The sequence below is a fragment of the Acetoanaerobium sticklandii genome (assembly GCF_000196455.1).
GTDB lineage: Bacteria > Bacillota > Clostridia > Peptostreptococcales > Filifactoraceae > Acetoanaerobium > Acetoanaerobium sticklandii.
Genome location: NC_014614.1, coordinates 1,529,205 through 1,553,842 on the forward strand (window position 1 = coordinate 1,529,205; position 24,638 = coordinate 1,553,842).

The window sequence follows — 24,638 nt, forward strand, 5'->3', positions numbered from 1 at the left end:
ATTCTAATGCAAGCTAGAATAAAAACTACCCTTACGGGTAGTTTAAATGAAGTCAAATATATTTTTCTTAACGAAAACTTTACAGTTTATTTAGGCAACTTGATTTTAGGATTGTTTTTTGACTTCTTATAGAGTGTAAATGTAAAACCTATAGCTTGTACAAACTCAGCATTAATTTCTTGTGCTAATGTATTGGCTGTATCTTTTGTATCCAGTCCAGAATTTTCTAATATTCTTATTTTTAGTATTTCTCTTTTTTCAAGCGCTTCCTCTATAGAAGCCTTGACAGAATCTGTAATGCCTTCTTTTCCAATATGAGACATTACTTCTAAGTTATTTGCCAAAGATTTTAAATACGCTCTTTGTTTTCCTTTTAGCATTTCATCACCTACTCATAATATTCAAACTCTAAATCATAAATTCTTACCGTATCTCCATCCTGAACTCCGATAGAACGAAGCTTATCAAATACTCCAGTTTTTTCCATGATACTTTGGAAATATCTTATAGACTCCATGTCTTCAAAATCTACTGAATATAATAGTTTTTCAAGTCTATTACCTTCTACTATAAAAATGTCATTTTCTTTATAGACTTTAATTTCATCAATATTCTGAGAGATAACCTTTGTTTCATCGTAAATATCTTCTTCATCAAATAAGTCTACTTCCTCTGCATCTTTTAGCATCTGAGAAATAGTATTTAAAATTTCATCTACTCCGCTTAGAGTAGCAGCAGACATGCTGTAAACCTTGTAACCTCTATTTTCTAATTCTGCCTTAAAATTATTATATATGTCAATATCATCTAAAATATCCATCTTATTAGCGACAACTATTTGAGGTCTAGATGATAATTTTTCATTATATTTTTTTAATTCTGTATTGATTTTTTCAAAATCATCTAAAGGATCTCTTCCTTCAATTCCTGATATATCAACAATATGAACTAGAACTTTAGTTCTTTCAATATGTCTTAAAAAGTCATGTCCTAAGCCTATCCCTTCGTTTGCACCTTCTATGATTCCAGGTATATCTGCAACCACAAAACTATCGCCATTTTTTAATTTTGTCACTCCTAAATTTGGTGTAAGAGTTGTAAAATGATAGTTGGCTATTTTAGGTTTAGCTTTAGATATTATTGAAAGGAATGTTGATTTACCAACATTAGGAAAACCAATTAACCCTACATCAGCTATAAGTCTAAGCTCTAATATAATGTTCTTTTCCTCTCCATCCTTGCCTGCTTTTGCAAATCCTGGGGCTTGTCTTACTGACGTCTTAAAATGAGTATTTCCTTTTCCGCCATATCCACCTTTTGCTGCAATAAACTCATCTCCATCATTTTTCAAATCCGCCATAACAAGACCAGTTTCTTCATCTTTAATAATTGTTCCAACTGGAACTCTTAGATATAAATCTTCTCCATGTTTTCCAAACATATTAGAGCCTTTTCCGTCTTCTCCTGGTTCAGCGACATATTTACTTTTATATCTGTAATCCATTAGAGTACGTAAATTTGAATCTGCAATAATTATTACATTTCCACCTTTACCGCCATCTCCACCTGCTGGTCCACCTGCTGGTACATAGATTTCTCTTCTAAAAGCAACAGCGCCGTTTCCACCATTTCCAGCTTTTATATATAACTTTGCTTTATCTACAAACATTTTCTCACCTTTTTTCTTCTATATACAAAATTAGGAGTGCTTAAAAGCACTCCTATAAGTATCTTATGTGTATACAACAAGGTTCCCTAACCAAGTAAGCAATTTAAAATCACTTAAATTAGTTGGTTTCTTATTCTGCTACAGCAGGATATATGCTGACTTGCTTTCTCTTCTTATCTTTTCTTTCAAACTTTACAACTCCGTCAACTAGAGCGAAAAGTGTATCATCTCCACCCTTTCCAACATTGTTTCCAGGATGTACTTTAGTTCCTCTTTGTCTTACAAGTATAGAACCAGCAGATACTTCTTGACCGTCATATCTTTTAACACCAAGTCTTTTAGATACAGAATCACGACCGTTTTTAGAAGAACCTACCCCTTTTTTACTTGCAAATAACTGGAGATCCATTTTAAACATGAATTACACCTCCTCTTTTCTTATATATATATAATCCGAATAGTTTTCCTTAATATTATCTAGCCCTAATCTTAGCGTATTAGTTAAAACTTGAACTTTCTCAAGCATACTAGGCTCTAAATCATCTGGAAGTTTAAAATATAAGTATCCGCTTTCAATTTTATACTCAATGTTTCCATCAAGTATATCTATTAACCCAAGTAGAATCGTTTGAGTTATTCCAGATATTGATGCGCAAACTATATCTTGTCCATATTCTGAAGAGTTAGCATGTCCGCTAATTTCAACACCATTAATATCATTTTTTTTAAACTTTAATACTATTTTCACCATATTAAGCGTTTATAGATTCAATAGTAATTTTAGTATATGGTTGTCTATGACCTTGCTTACGTCTGTAGTCTTTTTTAGCTTTATATTTGAATACAATTATTTTCTTAGCTTTACCTTGAGCTAAAACCTTAGCATTCACTTTATAAGCAGCAGCATCAGAGCCAGTCATCATTTGACCATCTTTAGAAACAGCAACAATTTTGTCTAGAGTTACAACATCTCCTTCAGCAGCGTTTAGCTTCTCTACGAAAAGAGTATCTCCCTCTTTAACCATATATTGTTTTCCACCAGTCTCAACGATTGCGTACATACAGCACCTCCTATTTCCAGTCTCGCCACGTAAGGTTTTTCATAATTGAAAATTAATACCTCAAATGAGCGGCTTCTTACAAATATTTATGATATCATAAGACCATAGAGCTGTCAACGAAAATTAACCTAAAAGTGAGCCTTTAAAGTCAATTTTTTTACGTCTATAAATTCAGCCTCAATAGTTATGTTAAGCTCGTTTTCTATATCATTTAAATATTGTTTTGTCGTTTCATTTAATATATATGGTATCTTAATCTTAAATTGCTTTTGATTTGTGTGCTTAGTAGCGTTGCTAAGCTCTATAAACAACTGGTTAAAATATAGTTCATCGGTTAAAACCTTTCCGAGTCCATCACATAATGGACAAGATTTAGTATATCTCTCATAGATATTTTCTTTATCTCTTTTTCTAATAATCTGCATAATCCCAAGCTCTGTTATTGAAGTTACTGAGGATTTTTTCCCATCTTTTTTTAAAAGCTCTGTTACCTTATTAATTAGTTTAATTTTGTTTTGGTTCTCTTTCATATCCATGAAATCAATTAAAATAATTCCCGATAAATCTCTTAGTAGTATTTGTCTTACTGCCTCGTCAGCAGCAATCAAATTTATTTCGAGGGCATTTTTCTCAAATCCAAGCTTATAGTTAGCATTACCACTATTTACATCTATTATATGGCATGCTTCCGTACTCTCTACAAATAAAGATATATTATTATTAACTTCAACTTTCTTTTGAAACAAGTTTCTAATCTGAGAGGTGAGCTTCAAGTAATCAAATAAAAACTCCGTATCGATAAAAGTTGGAGTAATTATCTGAATTTTGGATTTTAGCGAATTTTCAATATGCTTTAAAAGCTGTTTATCGTTACATATTAATTTATCAATACTTTCAGGGTTTGACTTAAAAATGAATTGCTCTATAGGATCATACTGAGTGTATATAAGTTTATTATTTAATCCTAGCTTGGATTGTTTCTCAATTTCATTCCAAATATCGAATAACTTATCAATATCACTTTTGATTTCACTTTCACTTACATTATAGGCTAAGGTTCTTATCACTATGCCTACAGAAGTTCCTATGCTCTGCTTGAGATAAGCTTTAAGCTCGAGCTTCCAGCTATCATCCTCTATCCTATTTGAAAAATTGATATCCTTTCCATAAGGAAACATGACGCAATATCTTCCCATCAAGCTTAGCTCTCTCGTTAATTTAGGCATTTTATTTTTTATTCCAGGTCGTTTTACTTGAAGCAGTAGCTCGTCTCCTTTTTTCAAACCCACTAGAGAATAATTGTCCTGCAAGTATCCTTCACATATACCTAAATCAACAATAGCTGAATTTAAATTCTGGTTTATTTTTTTTACAGTTGATCTGTATATATTTCCCTCTGTAATGGAGTCTGATGAAGATACAAAATCTACTCTTATAAGCTTTTCATCTGATATGCATGCTAACTTATCAAATGCTTTTCCTTTTTCTATAATAAAATCCATTAAAATATCCTCTACATAATATTAGATTTTTTTCCAGTGTCTTCATCTATATGGTATGTTTCAAGCTTAATTAAATCATATTCAATTCCACTTAAGTCTTCTAAAGATTCAACTAGTTCGATAATTTTTTTAGGATTAATGCTTTTAACTGAGCCACTGCAAATATCAACAAAGATACTAAGACCATCAGATTTTCTTTCAAGATCAATAGTTCCAATATATTCTTTTACATTGTATTCTTTTATGTTTCCTTTTTTTGTCTTTTTAGTTAGAAGCATCTCATTTGTATTGTTTATTTTATTTATAGCAGATATAATTTTTGATATTTTGTTTTCATCTTCCTCATCTACTGCGATCTCATACCTGCTATGAGTTATAAATGCCACTAAAGAATCTACTTTATCAGTTAAAATTTTAGCTTCAATAAAATTTATTCCTTCAACTGTTTTTTCGTTTAATTTTTGAATAAGTAAATCTTCTTCTACAGCCTCGTCAAATTCCATATCTAAATATTCACAATGACTTTGAACTCCTAGCTGCAGTGCTGGAGAAAATGCAGTTTTAGGATGAGGATTAAAACCTTCACTATATGATAATTTAAGGCCAGTCCTTCTTACGATTCTTTCCATCAGCTTTATTATATCTAGGTGAGATATGTAGCTAATATCTCCTAGCTTACTGTATTTTATTCTTACTAGCATTAGCATAACCCCCTTGCAATATCAACATTAATATTACATGCTAAACAACCATTTCTGCAGTCATGGCTAGTTTCAGCTTTTAAAGCCTTTTCATTTTCTCTTATCAGAAACTCTTTTGAAACTCCACAATCGATGTGATCCCAAGGCAATATTTCGTCGTATTCTCTTTTTCTTGTAGAGTAGAAATTCATGTCTATATTACATTCATCAAATGCTTCTGTCCATTTATTATAGCTGAAAAATTCATCCCATCCGTCAAATTTACAGCCCTTATTAAATGCCGCTTCAATTACAGCTCCAAGTCTTCTATCTCCTCTTGCAAACACCCCTTCTAGGCTACTAGTTAATGGTGCGTGATAGTTAAAGCTTATGTTTTTTGAAGTTCTAAACTTATCTTTAAGATATCTTTGCTTATCTCTTAACGTTTCTATATCGTCTTGAGCCATCCATTGAAACGGTGTAAAAGGTTTAGGTACAAAACAAGCTGAACTCATAGTAATGGCAGTTCTAGGATGAATTTTCCCATTATTTATAGTTTTATGCACATTAAGCGTATCGTAGCCCATTTTAACTATTCCATCTAAATCTTCATAGGTTTCAGTAGGAAGTCCAATCATATAATACAGTTTTATCCTATTCCACCCGTTTGAAAATGCTTTATGGGCTGTTTCCATCAAATCTTCATTGGTTACACCTTTATTAATTACATCCCTAAGCCTTTGTGTTCCAGCTTCAGGAGCAAATGTTAGTCCAGATTTCTTTACTTTTTGGACTTTTTCAGCCATCTCCACAGAAAAATTATCTAGTCTTAGTGAAGGCAATGAAATACTAGTCATATTTGAAGAATGCTTATCATTCAATTCATCTAGAAGTTCTCCTAACTTAGAATAATCACTACTGCTAAGTGATGATAAAGACATTTCTTCATATCCTGTAGCTTTAAATATTTTGTCAGCAAGTTCAAGTAGCTTTTCTATACTTTTCTCTCTAATAGGTCTATAAATCATACCTGCTTGACAGAATCTACATCCCCTTGTACACCCTCTGAATATTTCAAGCATTATTCTTCCATGTACAATCTCAATATTTGGTACTAATAAATTTTCAGGATAAAATGCACCGTCCATATCCTTAATGATACGCTTTTTTATTTTTGACGGAATGTCAGCATGCAAAGGGCTTACAGTTTTAATAGTATTATCATCATTATATGAAACACTATAAAATGCTGGTACATATACCCCATCTATACTTTTAGCTGCTTCCAAAAGAAATTCTTTTTTAGAGTAATTTGCCTTCTTATGTTTTTTATAAAGCTCCATAATTTCTTGCATTATTTCTTCGCCTTCACCAAGAAGAATCATGTCAGCAAAATCAGCAAGAGGTTCTGGATTATATGCGCATGGCCCCCCCATCATAACGATTGGATGGTTTTCGTCTCTGTCAGAAGAGCGAAGAGGAATTTTGCCTAGCTGCATAATATTTAGTATATTTGTATATGAAAGCTCATACTGAAGAGTAAATCCTATGAAATCAAATTCATGAAGTGGAGTTCTTGACTCTAAAGAAAACAAAGGTAAATTATTAGCTCTAAGCCTTTCTTCCATATCAGTAGCTACTGAAAATACACGTTCACACCAAACTCCATCTATGCTATTTAATACACCATAAAGAATATGCATTCCTAAATGGCTCATCCCTATTTCATATAAATCCGGAAATGCAAAAACATACCTTACATCTATATCATCAGTGTTTTTCATTACACTATTTAGTTCTTTTCCTATATATCTTCCTGGTTTTTCAACCTTATCAAATAATCTTCTATAATTTATAGACATTTTTCCCTCCTAAATTCAAGAAATATAATTTAACTACAGCTTTTCATTATACCTTAACTTTATAAAAACTGTCTATAGACTAAATATCTAGTAAGATAGTAAAAACCGATATACCCAAAGATATATCGGCTTAAAATTAAAGAGTTAGCTATTCATTCTATCATTTAAAGTCTTTACTGCAAAAGTAGCTACATCATCAGCAAATCTTCCAGGTCCAAAACCTGCATCATAACCCAATTCCTTTGCTATTTCATTATTTATTCTAGGCCCTCCGCAAAGAAGTACAAATCTGTCTCTAAGTCCTTCTGCTTCTAATAGTTCAATTAAATGTGTCATATTTTGAATATGTACATTCTTTTGAGTTACTGTTTGTGAAACCAAAAGTACATCGGCTTCAAGTTCAACTGCTTTCTTTATGAAGTCTTCATTGGCAACTTGGCTTCCTAGATTATATGCATCTATCATTTCATATCTTTCAAGCCCGTAATGTCCTGCGTAGCCCTTCATATTCATTATCGCATCTATTCCTACTGTATGCGCATCTGTTCCTGTACTTGCACCTACAACAACAATTTTTCTTCCTATGTTTTCTTTTATATATTCATCTGTTTCTTCCATAGATAGGATTTCAGAGTTTACAGCTTCAACATGGATTTCATTGTAATTTACAGACTGAACAAAATTTCCATAAACCACAAAGAAAGTGAACTCCTCATCTAAAGACTGTTGCATTACTACGCTTGGCTCCTCAAGTCCCATCTTTAATGCAATTTGCTTTGCCGCTTCTGCCGAACGTTCATTATTTTTTAATGGTAAAGTAAAGCTAAGCTGCACCTTTCCATCATTCATAGTATCTCCATAAGGCTTAACTCTTTCTAAATCCAAAACCTTATCGAATTCCTTTTTTTCCATAGAATATAAACCTGAGCTCATTTCAATTTCCTCCCATACAATGAATTACTTATTAAGCATCAATTCTACAAATGGGTTGTAATAATTCTCATCCTTGCTAACTACCCCATTTAAACCTTTTCCACCGTCTTTAGGTCTCTTAACTCCACCAAAAATACCTTTTTCTAATGTATCAAACAAGCCAAGTTGCTCTATTTCCTCTAGCAGTTCATTTGCTTTTTCTAAAACAAATCCAGCTCTTTTTTGTATTAATCCATCTTCTTTAAACTGAATTTCTTCAGATATAGATTCCATATTATTGAATATATATTGAGCATTTTCAATTGAAAGAGCTCTATCTGACATAAATGGTGTATGAAGAGCCTCTGTAAGCATTCCAAGAAGATGAATTCTCTGGTTAGTCATTATTGTTACCATATTAAATAAGGCATCTTGAATATGTCCTTTAAATATATTTCCTGTCATAAATTTTGTAGGAGGCATATATTTTAAAGGAGCTTTTGGGAAAATTTCTCTTGCCATTTGAGCTTGAGATAATTCGTAAAGGAACCCATTTTTTAGTTCAGGATCCATTTCAAAAGCATGCCCAAGTCCCATTTGCTCTTCTGGTAGCCCAGCTAGTAAAGCAAATTGCTCATTAATAAATTGAGAAGCTAGTACTGTATGAGCTTCTTCAAAAGCATCTGCTGTTGTTAAGTAGTTATCTTCTCCCGTATTGATTATTACTCCTGCAAATCCGTTTATAATTCTTGAGAAATTTTGGTCTATCATAGTTCTTTGCATATTAATATCTCTAAATAATATGCCATATAATGCATCATTAAGCATTACGTCTAGTCTTTCAATTGCTCCCATAGCAGCAATTTCAGGCATACATAAACCAGAACAGTAATTACAAAGTCTAATGTATTTTCCAACCTCAGCTCCAACCTTATCAAGAGCCTCTCTCATTAGTCTAAAGTTTTCTTGAGTTGCATAAGTCCCGCCAAAGCCTTCTGTTGTTGCTCCATAAGGAACATAATCAAGCAGAGATTGTCCAGTAGTTCTTATAACTGCTATAACATCAGCTCCTTGCTTTGCAGCAGCAACAGCTTGAGTTATATCTTCATATATATTACCAGTTGCAACTATTACATATAATAATGGTCCTGATTTATCTCCATATTCTTCAAAACGTGATTCTCTTATACTTCTGTTATTTTTTATTTTCTCAACAGTTTCTTTTGCCATAGAAAGAGCTTTAGTTTTAACTTCAAATAAATCCTTCATTGGAAGTTTTGTTAAATCAAGTTCTCCAGCTGATATTGCTTGTGCTATTTCTTGAGGTGTCTTTCCAGTATTTAGTACAGCATTTGCTATATACATTGCTGCCCCAAGATTTAATCCATTGTTTTCTTTTATATGATCTACTACTATATTAGGAAGTGGTACCTCATCAGTATCCACTCCATCTATTCCAAGCAAACGACAAACTGCTCGTTCAACTGTAACTGTAGTATGTTTTTCAATAAACTCCTGTGTATCAATTGCAATTGCTTTTGCCTTTGCTCTTGCTTTTTCTACAAGATTAAAATCCAAATTTAATTTACTTTCCACAGATATCACTCCTCATAATACTTTTTTATAATAGAATAAAGTTCCTGATTAAGACCCAAAAATTTACAGATGTTTAAAGCATCTTTGGGAACTGCTTCATCTTCACATTTTTCTAGAGTATAATCCATAAGTTGCTGAAGTAGCTCATGATTACTTGATGATTCACTAATGCTACTAACTGATAGCTTATCAAAATCTATATTTTTTAATCCTCGTACTCTATACTGAACCACATCTTTTAAATCAATACTGTCATAGTGAGTACTAATCACGGAAAATGTATCTTTATCATTTAAAAATCTCACTACTGCATTGACAATAGCTTTTCCTTCTTGTGGATTTGTTCCTCTTGCAAGCTCATCCATGACAATAAGGCCTCTCCCGCTAAGGGACAAATCTATAGCTTCATCTAAAGCTTTAATTTCAGCGCCAAAACTACTTAAGCCTCTATTAACAGACTGCAAATCATCCATTATCATATAAATATAGTCAAGTACCGGAAGACTTACATAATCCGCAAAAACAAAAAAACCTAGTTGAGCTAAAGTAACATTTAGAAGCAAGGTTTTAAGTGTTAAAGACTTCCCTCCCATGTTTGCTCCAGTTATAACAGTCGCTCCTTCTTGAAGCTTTAAACCAACGGGAACATAGCTGCTTCCTTTTTCCTTTAAAATACTATTAAAATACGGATTATTCATATTATCCAAATGAATTTCATATGTATCCGTTATTTTAGGACAGTTACACTTATAATCCTTAGCAAGCTTTGCTTTTGCGATAAGCAAATCTAAATAGGTAACTAAATTAATATTTTTTTCAATAATATAAGCAAAGTGTCCTAGCTTCTTTGTAAGCTCTTTTCTTATTTCTTGCTCTCGTATCTCTTCTTGATAAACTAAATCTCGTCGTTTAGATAAGGTTTTTTCAATTAAGTCACTATTTGTTTCATTTCTGATTTCCTGCTCAAGTCTTTTTTTATCTTTTCTAATTTTACTTAAATTTTCACAATAATCGTCATAAATCATAAATGTTGGTAATTTCATACCTTCAGGATCTAAAAGAGCATATACATCATTAAGGCTTTCAAGTTCAAAATTTTGAATTGAAATATTATTGGTATGGACGGCTTTAATTAAAGAATTTACATAGTAAGAAAATAATTTAACTTCATAAAGTTCAACAATGTCTAAAGTTCGTTGATTTTTTAAATTGGTTATAGTTCCAGAAATATCTTTAATTTTGCTTAAAATTGAAGCAAACTGTGTGTAAACTTCTTTACGATTTATTATATTATCTAAACAATACGATATATTACTAAATTCAACTAATAGTTTTTCCTTGTTATCTTTTCCAAATATTTCAAGATTTTTAATTCTATTTCTACCCATAGGAGTTAGTATTTTCATTTGAGAAAAGACAAAATTCAAGCCTATATCTCTTATTTCTTCTTTTTTCAGCTTATACATAACTATCTCTCCCAAATACATTAATTGCATTAAGTCCCGTACTTTCTTGCAATGCTTTTCTTAAATCTTCATCATCCAAACTAGCTCCAGTAGGAGATGTGGGATTATAATATAATTCTTTTAAATTTATAGGGTACTGAACATATATATTGATTGAGTGCCTCTTCAGCTGATTATAAACATCTACTCCTATAAAAATTTTAGTACCATCCTCTACAACAACGTCTATGGCCTTATTTTTATGTTTTTTTGAAAGTAGTTTTTTAGAAAGACCTTCAGATAGTACTCCTTTAATATATATTGTTTCAATTTTATCATCAAGAAAGCTATCTATTTTTTCAGCAACCTCAGTAGATGTCTGCGCTTCAAGGAACACTTTGGATTGGTCATTAGCTATAATTACTGCCCTGTGACTTGGTAATAATTCTAATTTTCCTAAATCATCACTTAATTCATGTCTTGGTAAGCTGAGCATTTTTACAACATGAGCAGTTTTTTCCACTACCGTTTTAATATTATTTCCAAGTACAGCTCCAGTACAAAGTACAGCAGAATCAACAATAGCAGGTGAACATTGAGTCATTCTAGAAATAGCACCATCAACATAAATTTGATCTGCTTTGTATTCTTTTAGCTTACTTACGATTTCTTTCATTTGTGAAGTAGTAGATGGTCCTGCTAAATCTATATATCCATCACTTTTAGAACGAATAAAAACAATATTTCCCATTGGAGTATTTATACCTGTAGATTCAAGAATTTCTTTAGTGATATCAGACTGAAACATACATATCTTAGCTGTCGCAAGTATAGTATCCTTTTTTACATATATCTTAGGCTTAGGCGTGTGAGTAACTCTATCTACAGATTCTCCATCTCTTCCAATAGAAGTAAGACCAAGGACATCACTGCCCTTAGTCTTACTAAGAATATAATTTAATACAGTAGTCTTGCCCACGTTTTTATCCATTCCAATTATTGCTGTTGAGCGAGAGTTACTTATTACTTTTGACATTTTTTAGTGATGTCCTCTTTGTTTTCTTTCCAAACCCTCTGGTTCAAGTGTCGCTGTCTCTCCATTAAGAAGTCCAGCTACTCCAACCTTATGAACATTTGTTTTTCCAGTGCATACATCACAGTCACAGTGGAAAGTATAATGATCAGGCTCATCGTAAGTTGTAATTACACCTTCAAAGTTACGTAAAATAACTTTATTGTGATTTTGTGAAATAACATAGTTTGGCATAACTGGAGTTTTTCCTCCACCACCAGGTGCATCCACAACAAATGTAGGAACGCAGTATCCTGAAGTATGTCCTCTTAAGCCTTCAATTATTTCTATTCCCTTTGCAACTGGAGTTCTAAAGTGCTCAATTCCAACTGAAAGGTCACATTGATAAATATAGTAAGGTCTTACTCTTATTTTAACTAAATCATTTACTAGTTTTTTCATAACGTGCATGCAATCATTTACACCTGCAAGAAGCACACTTTGATTTCCAAGAGGAATACCTGCATCAGCAAGTAACTCACATGCTCTTTTAGACTCTTCAGTAATTTCATTAGGATGGTTGAAGTGTGTATTTAACCATACTGGATGATACTTTTTAAGCATAGAAACTAGTTCTGGTGTAATTCTTTGTGGCATTACAACTGGTACTCTTGATCCTATACGAATAACCTCAACGTGTGGTATTTCACGAAGTCTTTTGATTGTGTACTCAAGCTTTTCATCTGAGATTAATAGAGCATCTCCTCCTGAAAGTAGAACGTCTCTTACTTGTGGAGTATTTTTGATATATTCAATCGCAGCATCTATTTGCTTCGTATCAACAGCAGAATCTGTTTGACCAGCGAATCTTCTTCTAGTACAGTGTCTGCAGTACATTGAACATTGATCAGTCATTAAAAGAAGAACTCTATCAGGATATCTATGTGTAAGTCCTGGAACTGGAGAATCTCCATCTTCATGAAGTGGGTCTTCTTGATCAGACGCTGCTCTATGTAGCTCTAAAGAAAGAGGTACAGCTTGCTTTCTTACAGGGTCATTTGGATTTTCTACATCAATTAGCGATAGATAGTATGGAGTAATAGCCATTCTTAATGTATCAAGACATCTTTTTACCCCTTCTTCTTCTTCTGGAGTAAGTGGAATATATTTTTTAAGTTCTTCAACAGTTTCTATACGATTTCTTACTTGCCATTTCCAATCATTCCAATCTTCTTGGCTTACATGTGAAAAAAACTTATCCTTTAAACTCATAGCAAGACCTCCTTGTTAATAAACAATAAATAATAAACAATAAACTAATACCTTAGTAAATTATAGATACATCTTTTCAAATGTAGTTCTAACTATTTCTGATTCTCTAAGTATTTGAAGAGTTATCTCAGCATGTCCTTTTGTGTATCCATTTCCAATTATCATATCAACGTCTTTTCCAACTCCCTCAGCCCCTAAAGCTGCTTTTGTAAAGCTTGTTGCCATTGAGAAGAAGTATACTGTTCCGCCATTTCTGATTGGAAGTATTGAAGACATTTCTGTATTTTCTACGTTTACGCAGTTGATTGATATATCATATTCGTTCCCGTTATTTGCTGCTAAACTTGTTTCTAAAACTTCAACTGGAAGCTGAGCACTTGCTATTATTACATCATCAACTATACCCATTTCTAATAGTTTTGCTTTACTTTTTTCATTTCTTACAAGGCCAACTACTCTTCCTGTTGGTCCTACTCTTTTCTTAGCTTCATAGCAACACATCATTCCAGACTTACCAGCTGCTCCAAGAATTAGAACTGAATCTCCAGGTTTAACAAGCTTTGCTGTTTGAGCAGGTGCTCCAGCTACATCTAATGCTGCAAGAGCTAAAGTTTCGCTCATGTCAGTTGGTAGCTTTGCATATATACCGCTTTCAAATAATATAGCTTTACCTTTAATTTCTACTCTATCTATGTCTGGCTTAATATCGATTATTTCGTCTATTTGAAGTGGAGTTAGTGAAAGCGATACTAATGTAGCTATTTTATCTCCTACTTTTAAATCAATTTTGCCTTCTAAATCTTCACCGATTTTTTCAATAGTTCCAATCAGCATTCCTCCTGAACCAGTAACAGGATTTTGCATTTTACCTCTTTCTCCAACGATTTCTAAAATTTTTGCAGCAATTTTCTTTGTATCATGACCAGCTTCTTCTTCAATTTGAGTAAAGCTCGCTGAGTCAACATTCAATGCTTGTACATCTATTAGTATCTCATTACTGAAGATGTTCATATCATTAGAAATTTTAAGTGCAGGTTGTGGTAGTGATCCTTTTGGTTCAATTACACGATGAGTTCCATATTTACAGCCTTTCATTACAAATCCCTCCAATTGTTATATAAATTAATTTTATTATTAACTATATTATTTAGATTTATTTATTATACTTTTTATACTTATATTTTTAAAACTATTTAGAAATTCCTAGTATTTCTCTTGCTTCTGATGGAGTAGCTACTGGTCTTCCAAATTCTTTAGCTAATCTTACGACTTTTTCAACTAACTCGCCGTTGCTTTTAGCTGGAACACCTTTTTCTATGTAAACGTTGTCTTCAAATCCAACTCGTACATGACCACCTGTAATAATAGCCATCGCTGCCATTGGGAATTGATTTCTTCCCATTGCTGATACTGTAAATGATGATTCACTTGGAATGCTTCCAATTAAAAATACTAAATCTCTTGGTGTTGCGCTTATTCCTCCATTTACACCCATAACGAAATTAAAGTGCATTGGAGTTTGGATATGACCTTTTTTAGCTAATCTAATTGCCATATCAATCATACTCTTATCGAAAACTTCACATTCTGGTTTTACACCATTTTTAATCATATATTTCGAGAAATTTATAATCATATTTTCTGTGTTTACAAAGATTTCATCTCCACCAAAGTTACATGTTCCGCAGTCTAATGATGCCATCTCTGGTTTAAGAAATACTGGTTGAAGCCTTTCTTCATCTGTCATTCCTACAGCTCCACCAGTTGAAGGTTGAATTATTGCATCTGGACAGGCTTCCTTTATCGCATCAACACACATTTTAAATCTTTCTTTTGATTGAGTTGGAGTACCATCGTCCTCTCTTACATGAAGGTGGATAACGCTTGCCCCAGCATCATAAGCTGATTTTGCTTCTCTTACTATTTCCTCCACTGTATAAGGAACATTTGGGTTGTGTTCTTTTGTAACCTCTGCTCCACAAATTGCAGCTGTTATAATTAACTTTTCCATTCTTTTATCCCTACTTTCTTTGTTTATCCTTAGGAACTACGCAAGTACCACTAGCACGACATACTACAATCGGAGTCTCAAGTACATCGCATGCTGAATCATTTATATCTGTTCTTGGAACAATTACTTTTCTTGCTTCAAAAATCATTTTTCTTGATGTATTGCCTTGCTCTGTGATGCTTCCTTCAACTTCTATGTAATCGCCAGCAAAAACTGGAGCCATAAACTCAACCATGTCATACGCTTTGAAAAGTCCTTCGTCTCCATCATTCATTATAAGTAGTTCAGTTGCTACGTCTCCGAATAGTTGAAGCATTCTCGCCCCATCTACAAGACCACCGCCATAATGAGCGTCATGAGCACTCATTCTAATTTTAAGTACAGATTTCATTTTGATTGCCTCCTTAAAAAATAAATTAAACTAAAAAAGCGCTATTTACGTCATGACATGCATGACGTAAATAGCGCTCCATGATTAACATGGCAATGGTAAGTGCTGAACATTACCACCAAAGAAATATCCAAGAACGAATAAGTCTCTTCGGCAACAAAGACATTAGTACAATTCATCGAGTGTTCTTACTCTTAGCATAATTGTATTACCTTCTTGTTGCACCTCTATTTACGAATTTTTATAATTTTCATTTTGATTATAATCCTTAGTTATATAATTGTCAATAAAGGAAAATTTAAAAAATTTAAAAATTAATCTATTTCTCTGTAATTTAAGTCTCCTCTTTTTAAACCATTTATGAACAACTCAGCAGAGGCAAGGTTTGTAGCAAGTGGTATTGCGTGAACATCACATAATCTAAGTAAAGCTTGTACATCAGGTTCGTGCGGCTGAGCTGTAAGAGGATCTCTTAAAAAAATAATCAAATCCATATTGTTCTCAGCAATTTTAGCACCTATTTGTTGATCTCCTCCAAGAGGACCTGATAGGAACTTATGAACACTTAACCCTGTCATTTTTTCTATTAATCGTCCTGTTGTTCCTGTCGCAAATAAATTATGTTTTTTAAATATTTCTGAATACGCAAGAACAAAATTAATTAAAATATCTTTTTTATGGTCATGTGCAATTAATGCTACGTTCATAATATACACTCCTAATTTAGAAATTAATTTTCCTTCGTTTGACAGATACATTAAATACAAGAGCAAGTGCCATCATGCTTGTAAGCATAGAACTCCCTCCATAGCTTACAAATGGCAATGTTACCCCTGTTACTGGCATTACTCCCATAGTCATTCCTACATTTTGAACAAATTGATATAAAAACATAGAAGTAATACCGACTATGATAAGAGTACCATAAAAATCTTTAGCTGAAGTTGCAAGGGCATAAAGCCTTTTAAAAAAAACAAAATATAATATTAGAACAACTGACATCCCTATCAAACCAAATTCTTCACCTAAAACAGCAAAAATAAAATCGCTATCTGTTACAGGTAAAAATCCATATTGATTTTGAGTTCCATTAAATAATCCTTTTCCAAATATTTTTCCTGAACCGATTGCTATCATCGATTGAATAACTTGAAAATTTCCTTCAAAAGATGGATCTCCTGGATTTAAAAAAGCATCAATTCTAGTTCTTTGATGAGGTCTAAGAATATAGTTGTATATAATTGGAGAGAAGACAAGCGCACCCAATATCGCATATAAAACTACTTTCAAATTCAATCCTGAGATATAAAGCATCCCAAATATTATAAAAGAAAAAACTATTGCTCCTCCAAGGTCTGGTTGCAACATAACGAGAATAATAATTGGAAGAGGATATAAAACAGCTAAAAATATTTCTTTTAAATCATATAACATATCTTTTCTTTCTTCTAGATATTTTGCATAACCCAAAATAAAAGTGAGTTTTACAAGTTCAATAGGTTGAAAATCTATTATTTTCAAATCAATCCAAGATCTAGCTCCAAATTGTGCTTTTCCTAATCCTGGGATATATACAAGAAGAAGTAGTCCTATCCCCAAAATATACAATTGCTTTTCATAATTTTTAAAATCATTATAATCGAAAAACATGAAAAACACTATAAAGAATACGCCCATAATATATGATGCGCTTTGAATTATTAGCCTCTTGTAGCTTCCACCTTCATTAACACCAGTTGCACTGGAAATTAAAATTAAACCAATGCTAAAAAGAAATAAAACAATTACAAACAATATAAAGTCAAAATCTTTATATTTTTTTAAATCCATATTAATGCTCCATTCAATATCTTGACTACTTCATTCTTTTGATAGGTATGTTTGCAACAAGAGCTGGAACCATTTCAGAGTTATCTTGGCTCTTAGTTTTTATCATCTTAACTTCGATATGTTCCTCGTCCACTTCCATATATTTTTCAATTGCAAGTAAAATATCTCCTTTTAATGCTTCTAAAACAGTTGGAGAATAATTTCCCTTATCATGAATCAGGACAAGCTTTAATCTTTCTTTAGCAACATTTTTGCTAGAATTTTTGTCGTTTGAAAAAATCTTAAAGATATCAAGCATGATAGCACCTCCTCACTATTTTAGTCCAATAAGTTTTTTTAATTTTGACATAAAACCTTCGTTTAAATTTAGGTCAATAAAAGGTATTTCTTCACCTTGGATTCTCTTTGCAATATTTCTATATGCTTGCCCCGCTAATGATTTTTGATTTGTAACAGCAGGTTCTCCTCTGTTTGTAGAAATAACTATATTTTCATCATCAGGAACTACACCAATCAAATCTATGGCCAAAATATCTAGAATATCGTCGATATTCATCATATCTCCTCTTTGAACCATATCAATTTTTAATCTATTAATTATAAGTTTAGGATTATGTATTTCACTTGCTTCTAGAAGCCCTATGATTCTATCCGCATCTCTAACAGCTGAGACTTCAGGAGTTGTAACTACTATCGCCTCATCAGCACCTGCAATAGCATTTTTAAATCCATTTTCTATACCTGCTGGGCAATCAATCAGTATGAAATCAAATTCTTCTCTTAAAGTATCGCATAGTTTTTTCATCTGTTCAGGACTTACAGAGTCCTTGTCTCTTGTTTGAGCTGCAGGGATTAAAATATAAATTTTCAAATCTTTTATCTTTTATCATTGCTTGTTTATATTTGCATCTTTCTTCAACAATATCAACTAAATCATAAACTATTCTATTTTCAAGTCCCATAACTACATCCAAATTTCTAAGTCCAATATCTGCATCAATCACTATCGTTCTTTTGCCTTCTAGACTTAAAGCTGTACCTAAATTTGCTGTAGAAGTTGTCTTTCCAACTCCTCCTTTTCCTGAAGTTATTACAATAACTTTAGACATACTTTGTGCCTCCTCTAATAAATCATCTTTATATTTTTGTAGGGTAATTTTCGATAACTATATGTCCATCATGTACAAATGCAATCTGAGGCAAGCTATTTGAAGAATATGTATCGTCATCTGGAGATATTGCAATTACTGAAGATATTCTAAGTTGTATAGGATTAAGTTTTATAGCAGAAACAAAAGCTGATTCATCACCTTTGCTTCCAGCATGAGCTATCCCTCTAAGCACTCCCATTACAACTATATTCCCATCTGCGATTAATTGCGCTCCTGGGTTTACATCCCCTAAAACCACTATATTCCCTTCATATTCTACAAAAGCTCCAGATCTAATGGTATTTTTTATAAATTTTGTAGGCTTTTCTCCATTTGTATTATAATACATAGTGTCTGAAGAGAGCTTGTTGATGATGGCTTTTTCTTTTTTTGAAAAATTAATATTATATTTTTCCTTTAAAAAATTGATTAAGTCTAGCTTTTCTTTTTCGTTTAGATTTGTAGCATAAATATCACAAAATTGTGAGCCTTTGAAAAAAAATAAATTAGAATTAATTTTATCAATTAAATTTTTTCTAGCTTCTTCATAGTCAGCTTCATTATTTATAACTATAATGAATCCATCCTTAGTACCCTTAAATTCTATTGTATCTTTTAAAGATTTCATCAACTAGTCCTCCAAATATTATATACTATATTATAAAATTATTCTTTATAAACTTTATCAATTGTTTAGTTAATTTGTACTATTCTCATCAACTTGCTCTTGCTCTGAAGTCGTAATGTCCTCATTTTGATTATTTATTCCAAAATACTGAGCAATTATTTCTCTTGCTACCGGACCTGCATAGCCACCACTGCCTCCTTGAAATATCAGGGAAACTACAGCTATTTCAGGATTGTCATGCGGAGCATACGATACAAACCACGCAAAATTGTCATAGTTGTCTTTAAACCTATTTATATCTTCATCTGATAGACTAGGATTTAATTCCAATATCGCTCTTCTAAGATATCTATGTGATGCAAGATTTTCTGTTGATTCCGATTTGAGTTTGTTTGCTAAATTAACTGCTTGAGTCTTATCTACTCTATAGTCTCTCATATGTGATAGTAAATACTCTTCTTCGTCAACAGCTGGGATTTTACCACTTTTTTGCGCTGTGCCTGTTTTTGCTGCAACTTTTATTGGGAAGTTCTGAAAGATTTCCTTTGCAGTTCCTTCATCCGTAACATCAATCATCCCTCTTCTTAAATACTCAAGATTATCTTTGTTTACAGGGATTTCTTCAGATTTTCTCTCAATTTTATCAATATCTGATTTATCATATTTCTCTATTCTATCAACTACAGTTACTCTGTTTAAGTATCCATTGTTTGCAATAGCTGAAATATAATTGGCAATTTGAAGAGGTGTATAAGCATGGGCTCCCTGTCCAATAGATAGGTTAAAGGTATCTCCAGTTTTCCAGGTTCCTTGATTGTAATAGCTGTATTTAACGTATTCAGCAATTTCAACTGCTAAATCTTCCTTTACCTTTAGCTCTTTCATTCTATTTATCAATTCTGTTCTAGATGGGTTTTCATCCATCCATGAAACAATTTTGTTTATTCTTTCCTCATATAACGGACTAGAGCTGGTAATATCTGTAAAGTAATTTCTCATCTTTGCATTAATAGAATAGTATAAAGCCTTTCTAGTTTCCTCTAGCTTTTGCTTAGGGTCTGGAACCTTACCAGAAACCTCTTCAATTTGAATACCAGTAAAATCATCAAGACCAAATAGTTTCGCCATATCAAGGATTTTTCCAGAATTCATCTCAACAGGCAGAGGTTTCTCTTTTGCATAATCATAACCTACACTTATGCTATAGAAATAATAATTACATGAGTCTCTTAGTGCAGCGACTAAATCTTCTTCGCCATGTTTCCCACCATAATCATTCCAAAACCAACAACCGAATCTTCTTCCACCCATCTCTATAAAGCCTTCATCTTTAATTCTATAGTTTGGATCAAGCCCACTTTCAAGAGCAGCTAGTCCAGTTATCATTTTAAAAGCTGATCCTGGTTGTACTGAAGTCATTGTAGCAATGTTATATAATGGCTTTGGCGATAAAGGATCATTTAAATTTTCTGGCATTAAATTATCCATGTCGCTTGCTGAGACTCCAGTAGTAAAAATATTTGGATCATAATCTGGGTAGCTAGCCATAGCTAGAACTTCTCCAGATTTTACATCTAAAGCTACAACCGCTCCAGATGCAGCTTTATTATAAATTTTATTATTCTTTCTTAATCTTACATTTCCCCATTCACTTTCATAAGTTCCTCCAGTTTGAATTAATTCCAGAGTTTTTTTAAGTGATTCCTCCGCAACTTTTTGCAAATCTGAATCTATGGTTAAATAAACCGTATCTCCAGATAATGGCGTTTCATAATCTATGCTGTTAATAAGCCTTCCAAAAGCATCTACTTGAACTCTTCTGTAACCATTTTTACCCTTTAAAATTTCCTCATATTTTTTTTCTATTCCAGTTTTTCCTATTATATCTGAGCTATTGTATTTTTTTTCATTGACGTATTTAGCTATTTCTTCCTGTGTTGAAATCCTTCCAATTTGTCCGAGTATGTGGGATGCAAGACTTCCATTTGGATAATATCTTATAGGATTGATTTGAACAGTCACTCCTGGGATATCAATAGAAAGCTCTTCAATTGTAGATACAGTTTTTTTAGATACATCGACAGCTATTTGCACAGGTTCATATTGAAAATATCCTTTTGATTTGAGCATATCTCTTATTAATAAAATATCCCTTACTTTTGTATCATTTAGATTGTCTGGTATCTCATAGTATTCTTTAATTAATTTATAAGCTGCACTTGCATCTATATTTTTATCCTTAATTTTATATTTTGCTAACCATTCCTGCTTTCTAATCTCCTCTGTAAACTCCCATCTACTAACTGAAATAGGTGGATAAAACCCTGCGTCATTGAGTTTTTTTTGCAAATCAACTGCATGCTCTTCTTCTGTGACTTCAATTAAACCCTGGTCTTTTGCATTCTGAACTACAGTAAAGAAACTATCTTTCGCATCCTTGTTAGTCTCAATATCGTTTTTTTCTTTCCATTGGCTTATTTTTTCATCAAAAGCAAAAAATAATTCTGTTCCATTATTTTTTATAGGAAAATCATCACTAACAGCTTCGTTATTATTTCTAAGAATTTCCATTAATTTCAAGGCTGTATCATTTATCTTTTCTTTTACTAATTCATTCTGAGAAATCAAAACTGTAAAGCTTGGTCGATTTCCAGCTAAAAGTTTCCCATTTCTATCCTTGATTTCACCTCTAGGAGCTTGAGATTCGATTTTTTTGTAAACTTTATTTTCAGCAACAGAATAAAAATCGTCACCTTGAATTATTGTCATATATGACATTCTTACAAATAATCCAACAAAAACTATGCATATAAATGCATACATTATCTGAAATCTATTATTAGTATCTAACTTCATCTTGTTCACCACTGTTCTTCAACCTTATTGAGTACGATATTTAATGGATAAAATAAAAAAGCTGAGATTATGCCATTTATAAATACAGCTTCTACTATTCTTAATAAAAACATTCCTAACTCTATACCTCTAAATCCAACAATAGTTGAAATTAACAAATTATCTATAATTGTTGCAATTACTACAAGAAGTATAACTGTAAAAATATTCTCTTTAAATACCTTTTCTTTTAAACTCCCATACAAATAACCTATAGAAATAAATAATAGTCCATAGTAGGCAAAGTACTTACCAACACTTATATCAATAATCAATCCTAACGCTAAACCAATTATTGATGCCTTTTCTGCTCCTATATATATGGATATAAATACCAAATATATTAACATAAGATTTGGTCTATAAGAAAAGAATATTAAATCTATATCATTTAAAATTGTATTCGAAAAAACTATTAATAGTAAACCAATTACAAAGTATAAAATATTTTTCACAATTATACCTCTTTTAATTAAAATCTCTAGGATTTAGAATCATTACTTTATCAATTTTCTTCAAGTTAACATAAGGTTTTATTTTAACATATTTTAAAAGATTATTTTTATCTTCAATTATTTTATCAATGCTTCCGATTGGAATTCCTTTTGGATATAATCCTAATCCAGAAGTTATAATAATATCTCCCGGCAAAACTTTATAATTTATATCAAATAGATAGCCTTTAATATACCCTTCAAAATCTTTATATTCATAATCCATAGTTACGTTTTGACTAGCTATTCCAGTATATCTTTCTTCTCTTAAAACCTGAAAACTCACAGAAGATTTACTATCTAAAATAGATATGGCCTTTGAATAATTATCAGAAACTTCATAAATTCTTCCAACTAGACCTTTTCCTGTTAAAACTATACCATCCTTTTGAACATTTTGATTTTTACCAGCTGATATAGTAAATGATGTATAATAATTCCCATCATTTTTGCCCACTATAGATGCTGTAACATAGTTTTTTTCGTAATCCTCTTCAATAAAGTTTAAGCTTTGTTTTAAGTCACTTAACTGCTTAAGTTCACTTTCTGTAACTGTATTTTTTATAAGTTGTGTTCTTAATTTTTCTACTTCTATTTCTAAATCTTCTATTTTCTTATCTTTATCGTTTTTTGGTATTACACTCCCCATAAAATTTACAGAAGAGTTTTTTATACTCGAAATCATTTTATTCGGGGGAGCTAGCAATTCTAACCCGATTCTACTTAGTAAATTGTCATTCCCTTTTTTTACTGATAAGCTAAGACTAGTTATCAGTGTAAAAATCAACACAAGATAAATGTATAATTTTTTGCTATATTTTTTTTTATTAGGCATAAAATAATCTCCTAAACTATATTTGTCCATTCTCTTTAAAACTGTAAAAATTCCCATCTCCAATTATTACATGGTCGAGAATTTCTATCCCTACAATTTGACCTGCGCTAATAAGACGCTTTGTAATATTTATATCCTCACTACTTGGTGTAGGATCTCCTGATGGATGATTATGCATCAAAATCATTTTATTTGCACTTTTTTTGATTGCTTCTAAAAAAACTTCTCTCGGGTGAACAATCGATGCATTTAAGCTACCCTCTGAAATATCCTTAGACCCAATTATTACATTTTTTGTATTTAAGAGTACAACTCTGAAAATTTCTTTTTTCTTGTATCTAAGTTCTTCCATATATACATTACCTATATCTTGTGGTGAAGAAATTTTAAATTTTTGCATCTCAGAAGCTACAGAAACTCTTCTGCCTAGTTCTAGTGCTGATATTATTCTACAAGCCTTGGCTAGACCAATGCCTTTTATTTTTGATAATTCTTCGACTGTGATATTTGACAAATTTCTTATTCCATCACTTGTTTCTATGATTTCACGAGCAAGAGTAATCGCAGATTTATCTCTCGTGCCATTGTTAATCAAAATAGCTAAGAGTTCAGAATCAGATAAATAGGTTTCTCCCTTTTTAAGTAAAGTTTCTCTGGGTCTTTCTTCTTTTATAATATCTTTTATGAGATTACCACCTATCATATTAGCCCCCTAATCTCTAAATCAAGTTATAAGAAAACAACTCAGTCAGTACTTTATTTATCTCTGAAATAGGCAACCCAACAATATTAAAATAATCTCCTTCTATTTTATCTATAAAAACACTCGCTTTCCCTTGAATAGCATATGCACCTGCTTTATCTACATACTCATTTGAACTTAAGTAGCTTTCAATAGATTTTTTTGATATGTTTCTAAAAGTAACATCAGTCTTTACATAGTCAGTGTAGATAATATTCTTTTCAGAATTGGCTATGCAAAATCCAGTTATAACAGAATGTTTTTTTCCACTTAGCTGAGTAAGCATATCAAAAGCATCTTTGGCACTGTTTGGCTTACCAAAAATTTTATCACCTACGGTTACCACAGTATCTGCAGATATTATAGTTGCTTTTGGATTATTATCTAGTATATTCTTAGTCTTTAAATAAGCAATATGCATAGCATTTATAGCAGGGTGAAATTTACTATTTATTGTTTCATCCGCACATGGAATCTTTATAATATAATCTTTGTTAAAAATATCTAAAATATCTTTTCTTCTTGGAGATGCAGAAGCAAGTATTATGTCCAAATATTCATCCTCCTAATTTGTTTACTTCATAGTATTGCACTCTTTTTAGTGTATCATTCAATTAAAAAAAAAACAATAAAACCAAAGGTCTTATTGT

25 protein-coding genes, 1 pseudogene and 1 riboswitch are annotated in these 24,638 nt (G+C 31.9%); all 26 genes and pseudogenes read right to left on the bottom strand.

All coding sequences use genetic code 11. The features are described from left to right. Window positions 1-86: 86 nt before the first annotated feature. The 26 genes and pseudogenes from yhbY to CLOST_RS07135 all read right to left on the bottom strand — a co-directional run bounded on the left by yhbY (window position 87) and on the right by CLOST_RS07135 (window position 24,541). Entirely contained in the window at window positions 87-380 is a 294-nt protein-coding gene (gene yhbY / locus CLOST_RS07010; protein ID WP_013361583.1) for a ribosome assembly RNA-binding protein YhbY, read from the bottom strand. Between the two features lie 8 nt (window positions 381-388). Then, window positions 389-1,669 carry a GTPase ObgE gene (gene obgE / locus CLOST_RS07015; RefSeq protein WP_013361584.1) on the bottom strand — a complete coding sequence of 427 codons (1,281 nt, stop codon included), beginning with the start codon at window positions 1,667-1,669 and terminating at the stop codon, window positions 389-391. Between the two features lie 130 nt (window positions 1,670-1,799). Continuing rightward, window positions 1,800-2,087 (bottom strand): 50S ribosomal protein L27, encoded by a 288-nt coding sequence (gene rpmA / locus CLOST_RS07020; RefSeq protein WP_013361585.1) that lies wholly within the window; start codon window positions 2,085-2,087, stop codon window positions 1,800-1,802. 3 nt (window positions 2,088-2,090) lie between these two features. Further along, window positions 2,091-2,420, bottom strand: a complete 330-nt coding sequence (locus CLOST_RS07025) for a ribosomal-processing cysteine protease Prp (protein WP_013361586.1) — start codon at window positions 2,418-2,420, stop codon at window positions 2,091-2,093. A 1-nt stretch (window position 2,421) separates the two neighbouring features. Then, window positions 2,422-2,730: a 50S ribosomal protein L21 gene (gene rplU, locus CLOST_RS07030; RefSeq protein ID WP_013361587.1), complete on the bottom strand. Its 309-nt coding sequence runs from the start codon at window positions 2,728-2,730 to the stop codon at window positions 2,422-2,424. Between the two features lie 128 nt (window positions 2,731-2,858). Beyond that, window positions 2,859-4,232, bottom strand: coding sequence for a ribonuclease E/G (locus CLOST_RS07035; protein ID WP_013361588.1), 1,374 nt, complete (start codon window positions 4,230-4,232; stop codon window positions 2,859-2,861). An 11-nt stretch (window positions 4,233-4,243) separates the two neighbouring features. Further along, on the bottom strand, window positions 4,244-4,933 hold the full coding sequence (locus CLOST_RS07040; protein WP_013361589.1) for a TIGR03936 family radical SAM-associated protein: 690 nt from the start codon (window positions 4,931-4,933) through the stop codon (window positions 4,244-4,246). Further along, window positions 4,933-6,774, bottom strand: a complete 1,842-nt coding sequence (locus CLOST_RS07045) for a TIGR03960 family B12-binding radical SAM protein (protein WP_013361590.1) — start codon at window positions 6,772-6,774, stop codon at window positions 4,933-4,935. The genes CLOST_RS07040 and CLOST_RS07045 overlap by 1 nt, the downstream gene beginning before the upstream one ends. A 144-nt stretch (window positions 6,775-6,918) precedes the next feature. Further along, the gene (gene kamE, locus CLOST_RS07050; RefSeq protein ID WP_013361591.1) at window positions 6,919-7,707 is read right to left on the bottom strand and encodes a lysine 5,6-aminomutase subunit beta; all 789 of its coding nucleotides are present in this window, start codon (window positions 7,705-7,707) and stop codon (window positions 6,919-6,921) included. 24 nt (window positions 7,708-7,731) lie between these two features. Next, window positions 7,732-9,282: a lysine 5,6-aminomutase subunit alpha gene (gene kamD / locus CLOST_RS07055; protein ID WP_041487138.1), complete on the bottom strand. Its 1,551-nt coding sequence runs from the start codon at window positions 9,280-9,282 to the stop codon at window positions 7,732-7,734. 5 nt (window positions 9,283-9,287) lie between these two features. Further along, window positions 9,288-10,748, bottom strand: coding sequence for a lysine 5,6-aminomutase reactivase ATPase KamC (gene kamC, locus CLOST_RS07060; RefSeq protein ID WP_013361593.1), 1,461 nt, complete (start codon window positions 10,746-10,748; stop codon window positions 9,288-9,290). Then, window positions 10,741-11,763 (bottom strand): lysine 5,6-aminomutase reactivase subunit KamB, encoded by a 1,023-nt coding sequence (gene kamB / locus CLOST_RS07065; protein WP_013361594.1) that lies wholly within the window; start codon window positions 11,761-11,763, stop codon window positions 10,741-10,743. The genes kamC and kamB overlap by 8 nt, the downstream gene beginning before the upstream one ends. 3 nt (window positions 11,764-11,766) lie before the next feature. Next, window positions 11,767-13,011 carry a lysine 2,3-aminomutase gene (kamA, locus tag CLOST_RS07070; protein ID WP_013361595.1) on the bottom strand — a complete coding sequence of 415 codons (1,245 nt, stop codon included), beginning with the start codon at window positions 13,009-13,011 and terminating at the stop codon, window positions 11,767-11,769. Between the two features lie 60 nt (window positions 13,012-13,071). Beyond that, window positions 13,072-14,106: an L-erythro-3,5-diaminohexanoate dehydrogenase gene (gene kdd, locus CLOST_RS07075; RefSeq protein WP_013361596.1), complete on the bottom strand. Its 1,035-nt coding sequence runs from the start codon at window positions 14,104-14,106 to the stop codon at window positions 13,072-13,074. Window positions 14,107-14,200: 94 nt separating this feature from the next. Beyond that, window positions 14,201-15,022 carry a 3-keto-5-aminohexanoate cleavage enzyme gene (gene kce, locus CLOST_RS07080; protein WP_013361597.1) on the bottom strand — a complete coding sequence of 274 codons (822 nt, stop codon included), beginning with the start codon at window positions 15,020-15,022 and terminating at the stop codon, window positions 14,201-14,203. A 10-nt stretch (window positions 15,023-15,032) separates the two neighbouring features. Further along, complete coding sequence (gene kal, locus CLOST_RS07085; RefSeq protein WP_013361598.1) at window positions 15,033-15,413, bottom strand: 3-aminobutyryl-CoA ammonia lyase; 381 nt, start codon at window positions 15,411-15,413, stop codon at window positions 15,033-15,035. Between the two features lie 63 nt (window positions 15,414-15,476). Beyond that, a riboswitch (Lysine riboswitch) is annotated at window positions 15,477-15,651 on the bottom strand. Window positions 15,652-15,727: 76 nt separating this feature from the next. After that, window positions 15,728-16,120, bottom strand: coding sequence for a methylglyoxal synthase (gene mgsA / locus CLOST_RS07090; protein WP_041487139.1), 393 nt, complete (start codon window positions 16,118-16,120; stop codon window positions 15,728-15,730). Window positions 16,121-16,136: 16 nt separating this feature from the next. Next, on the bottom strand, window positions 16,137-17,243 hold the full coding sequence (gene rodA / locus CLOST_RS07095) for a rod shape-determining protein RodA (RefSeq protein ID WP_013361600.1): 1,107 nt from the start codon (window positions 17,241-17,243) through the stop codon (window positions 16,137-16,139). A gap of 25 nt (window positions 17,244-17,268) precedes the next feature. Then, complete coding sequence (gene minE / locus CLOST_RS07100; RefSeq protein ID WP_013361601.1) at window positions 17,269-17,541, bottom strand: cell division topological specificity factor MinE; 273 nt, start codon at window positions 17,539-17,541, stop codon at window positions 17,269-17,271. Window positions 17,542-17,556: 15 nt separating this feature from the next. Next, a pseudogene (minD, locus tag CLOST_RS07105) lies at window positions 17,557-18,352 on the bottom strand (septum site-determining protein MinD). Between the two features lie 28 nt (window positions 18,353-18,380). Next, window positions 18,381-19,022, bottom strand: a complete 642-nt coding sequence (gene minC / locus CLOST_RS07110) for a septum site-determining protein MinC (protein WP_013361604.1) — start codon at window positions 19,020-19,022, stop codon at window positions 18,381-18,383. A gap of 69 nt (window positions 19,023-19,091) precedes the next feature. Further along, the gene (locus CLOST_RS07115) at window positions 19,092-21,878 is read right to left on the bottom strand and encodes a penicillin-binding transpeptidase domain-containing protein (protein WP_041487141.1); all 2,787 of its coding nucleotides are present in this window, start codon (window positions 21,876-21,878) and stop codon (window positions 19,092-19,094) included. Between the two features lie 5 nt (window positions 21,879-21,883). After that, the gene (gene mreD / locus CLOST_RS07120) at window positions 21,884-22,372 is read right to left on the bottom strand and encodes a rod shape-determining protein MreD (RefSeq protein ID WP_013361606.1); all 489 of its coding nucleotides are present in this window, start codon (window positions 22,370-22,372) and stop codon (window positions 21,884-21,886) included. Between the two features lie 13 nt (window positions 22,373-22,385). Further along, entirely contained in the window at window positions 22,386-23,246 is an 861-nt protein-coding gene (gene mreC / locus CLOST_RS07125; protein ID WP_013361607.1) for a rod shape-determining protein MreC, read from the bottom strand. A 16-nt stretch (window positions 23,247-23,262) separates the two neighbouring features. Continuing rightward, a complete protein-coding gene (gene radC, locus CLOST_RS07130; protein WP_013361608.1) occupies window positions 23,263-23,949 on the bottom strand; it encodes a RadC family protein in 687 nt (228 codons plus the stop codon). A 16-nt stretch (window positions 23,950-23,965) separates the two neighbouring features. Then, a complete protein-coding gene (locus tag CLOST_RS07135) occupies window positions 23,966-24,541 on the bottom strand; it encodes a Maf family protein (protein ID WP_013361609.1) in 576 nt (191 codons plus the stop codon). Window positions 24,542-24,638 lie beyond the last annotated feature (97 nt).

Excerpts from the sequence above, each read along its gene's own strand:
- minE (WP_013361601.1), bottom strand. The coding sequence starts at position 17,541 with ATGCTTGATATCTTTAAGATTTTTTCAAACGACAAAAATTCTAGCAAA.
- minC (WP_013361604.1), bottom strand. The coding sequence starts at position 19,022 with ATGAAATCTTTAAAAGATACAATAGAATTTAAGGGTACTAAGGATGGA.
- rpmA (WP_013361585.1), bottom strand. The coding sequence starts at position 2,087 with ATGTTTAAAATGGATCTCCAGTTATTTGCAAGTAAAAAAGGGGTAGGT.
- CLOST_RS07040 (WP_013361589.1), bottom strand. The coding sequence starts at position 4,933 with ATGCTAGTAAGAATAAAATACAGTAAGCTAGGAGATATTAGCTACATA.
- mreC (WP_013361607.1), bottom strand. The coding sequence starts at position 23,246 with ATGCCTAATAAAAAAAAATATAGCAAAAAATTATACATTTATCTTGTG.
- CLOST_RS07035 (WP_013361588.1), bottom strand. The coding sequence starts at position 4,232 with ATGGATTTTATTATAGAAAAAGGAAAAGCATTTGATAAGTTAGCATGC.
- CLOST_RS07025 (WP_013361586.1), bottom strand. The coding sequence starts at position 2,420 with ATGGTGAAAATAGTATTAAAGTTTAAAAAAAATGATATTAATGGTGTT.
- mgsA (WP_041487139.1), bottom strand. The coding sequence starts at position 16,120 with ATGAACGTAGCATTAATTGCACATGACCATAAAAAAGATATTTTAATT.
- rodA (WP_013361600.1), bottom strand. The coding sequence starts at position 17,243 with ATGGATTTAAAAAAATATAAAGATTTTGACTTTATATTGTTTGTAATT.
- CLOST_RS07115 (WP_041487141.1), bottom strand. The coding sequence starts at position 21,878 with ATGAAGTTAGATACTAATAATAGATTTCAGATAATGTATGCATTTATA.
- kamC (WP_013361593.1), bottom strand. The coding sequence starts at position 10,748 with ATGTATAAGCTGAAAAAAGAAGAAATAAGAGATATAGGCTTGAATTTT.
- kce (WP_013361597.1), bottom strand. The coding sequence starts at position 15,022 with ATGGAAAAGTTAATTATAACAGCTGCAATTTGTGGAGCAGAGGTTACA.
- kamB (WP_013361594.1), bottom strand. The coding sequence starts at position 11,763 with ATGTCAAAAGTAATAAGTAACTCTCGCTCAACAGCAATAATTGGAATG.
- kamE (WP_013361591.1), bottom strand. The coding sequence starts at position 7,707 with ATGAGCTCAGGTTTATATTCTATGGAAAAAAAGGAATTCGATAAGGTT.
- radC (WP_013361608.1), bottom strand. The coding sequence starts at position 23,949 with ATGATAGGTGGTAATCTCATAAAAGATATTATAAAAGAAGAAAGACCC.
- kamA (WP_013361595.1), bottom strand. The coding sequence starts at position 13,011 with ATGAGTTTAAAGGATAAGTTTTTTTCACATGTAAGCCAAGAAGATTGG.
- kal (WP_013361598.1), bottom strand. The coding sequence starts at position 15,413 with ATGAAATCTGTACTTAAAATTAGAATGAGTGCTCATGACGCTCATTAT.
- rplU (WP_013361587.1), bottom strand. The coding sequence starts at position 2,730 with ATGTACGCAATCGTTGAGACTGGTGGAAAACAATATATGGTTAAAGAG.
- yhbY (WP_013361583.1), bottom strand. The coding sequence starts at position 380 with ATGCTAAAAGGAAAACAAAGAGCGTATTTAAAATCTTTGGCAAATAAC.
- kdd (WP_013361596.1), bottom strand. The coding sequence starts at position 14,106 with ATGAAAGGCTGTAAATATGGAACTCATCGTGTAATTGAACCAAAAGGA.
- CLOST_RS07045 (WP_013361590.1), bottom strand. The coding sequence starts at position 6,774 with ATGTCTATAAATTATAGAAGATTATTTGATAAGGTTGAAAAACCAGGA.
- obgE (WP_013361584.1), bottom strand. The coding sequence starts at position 1,669 with ATGTTTGTAGATAAAGCAAAGTTATATATAAAAGCTGGAAATGGTGGA.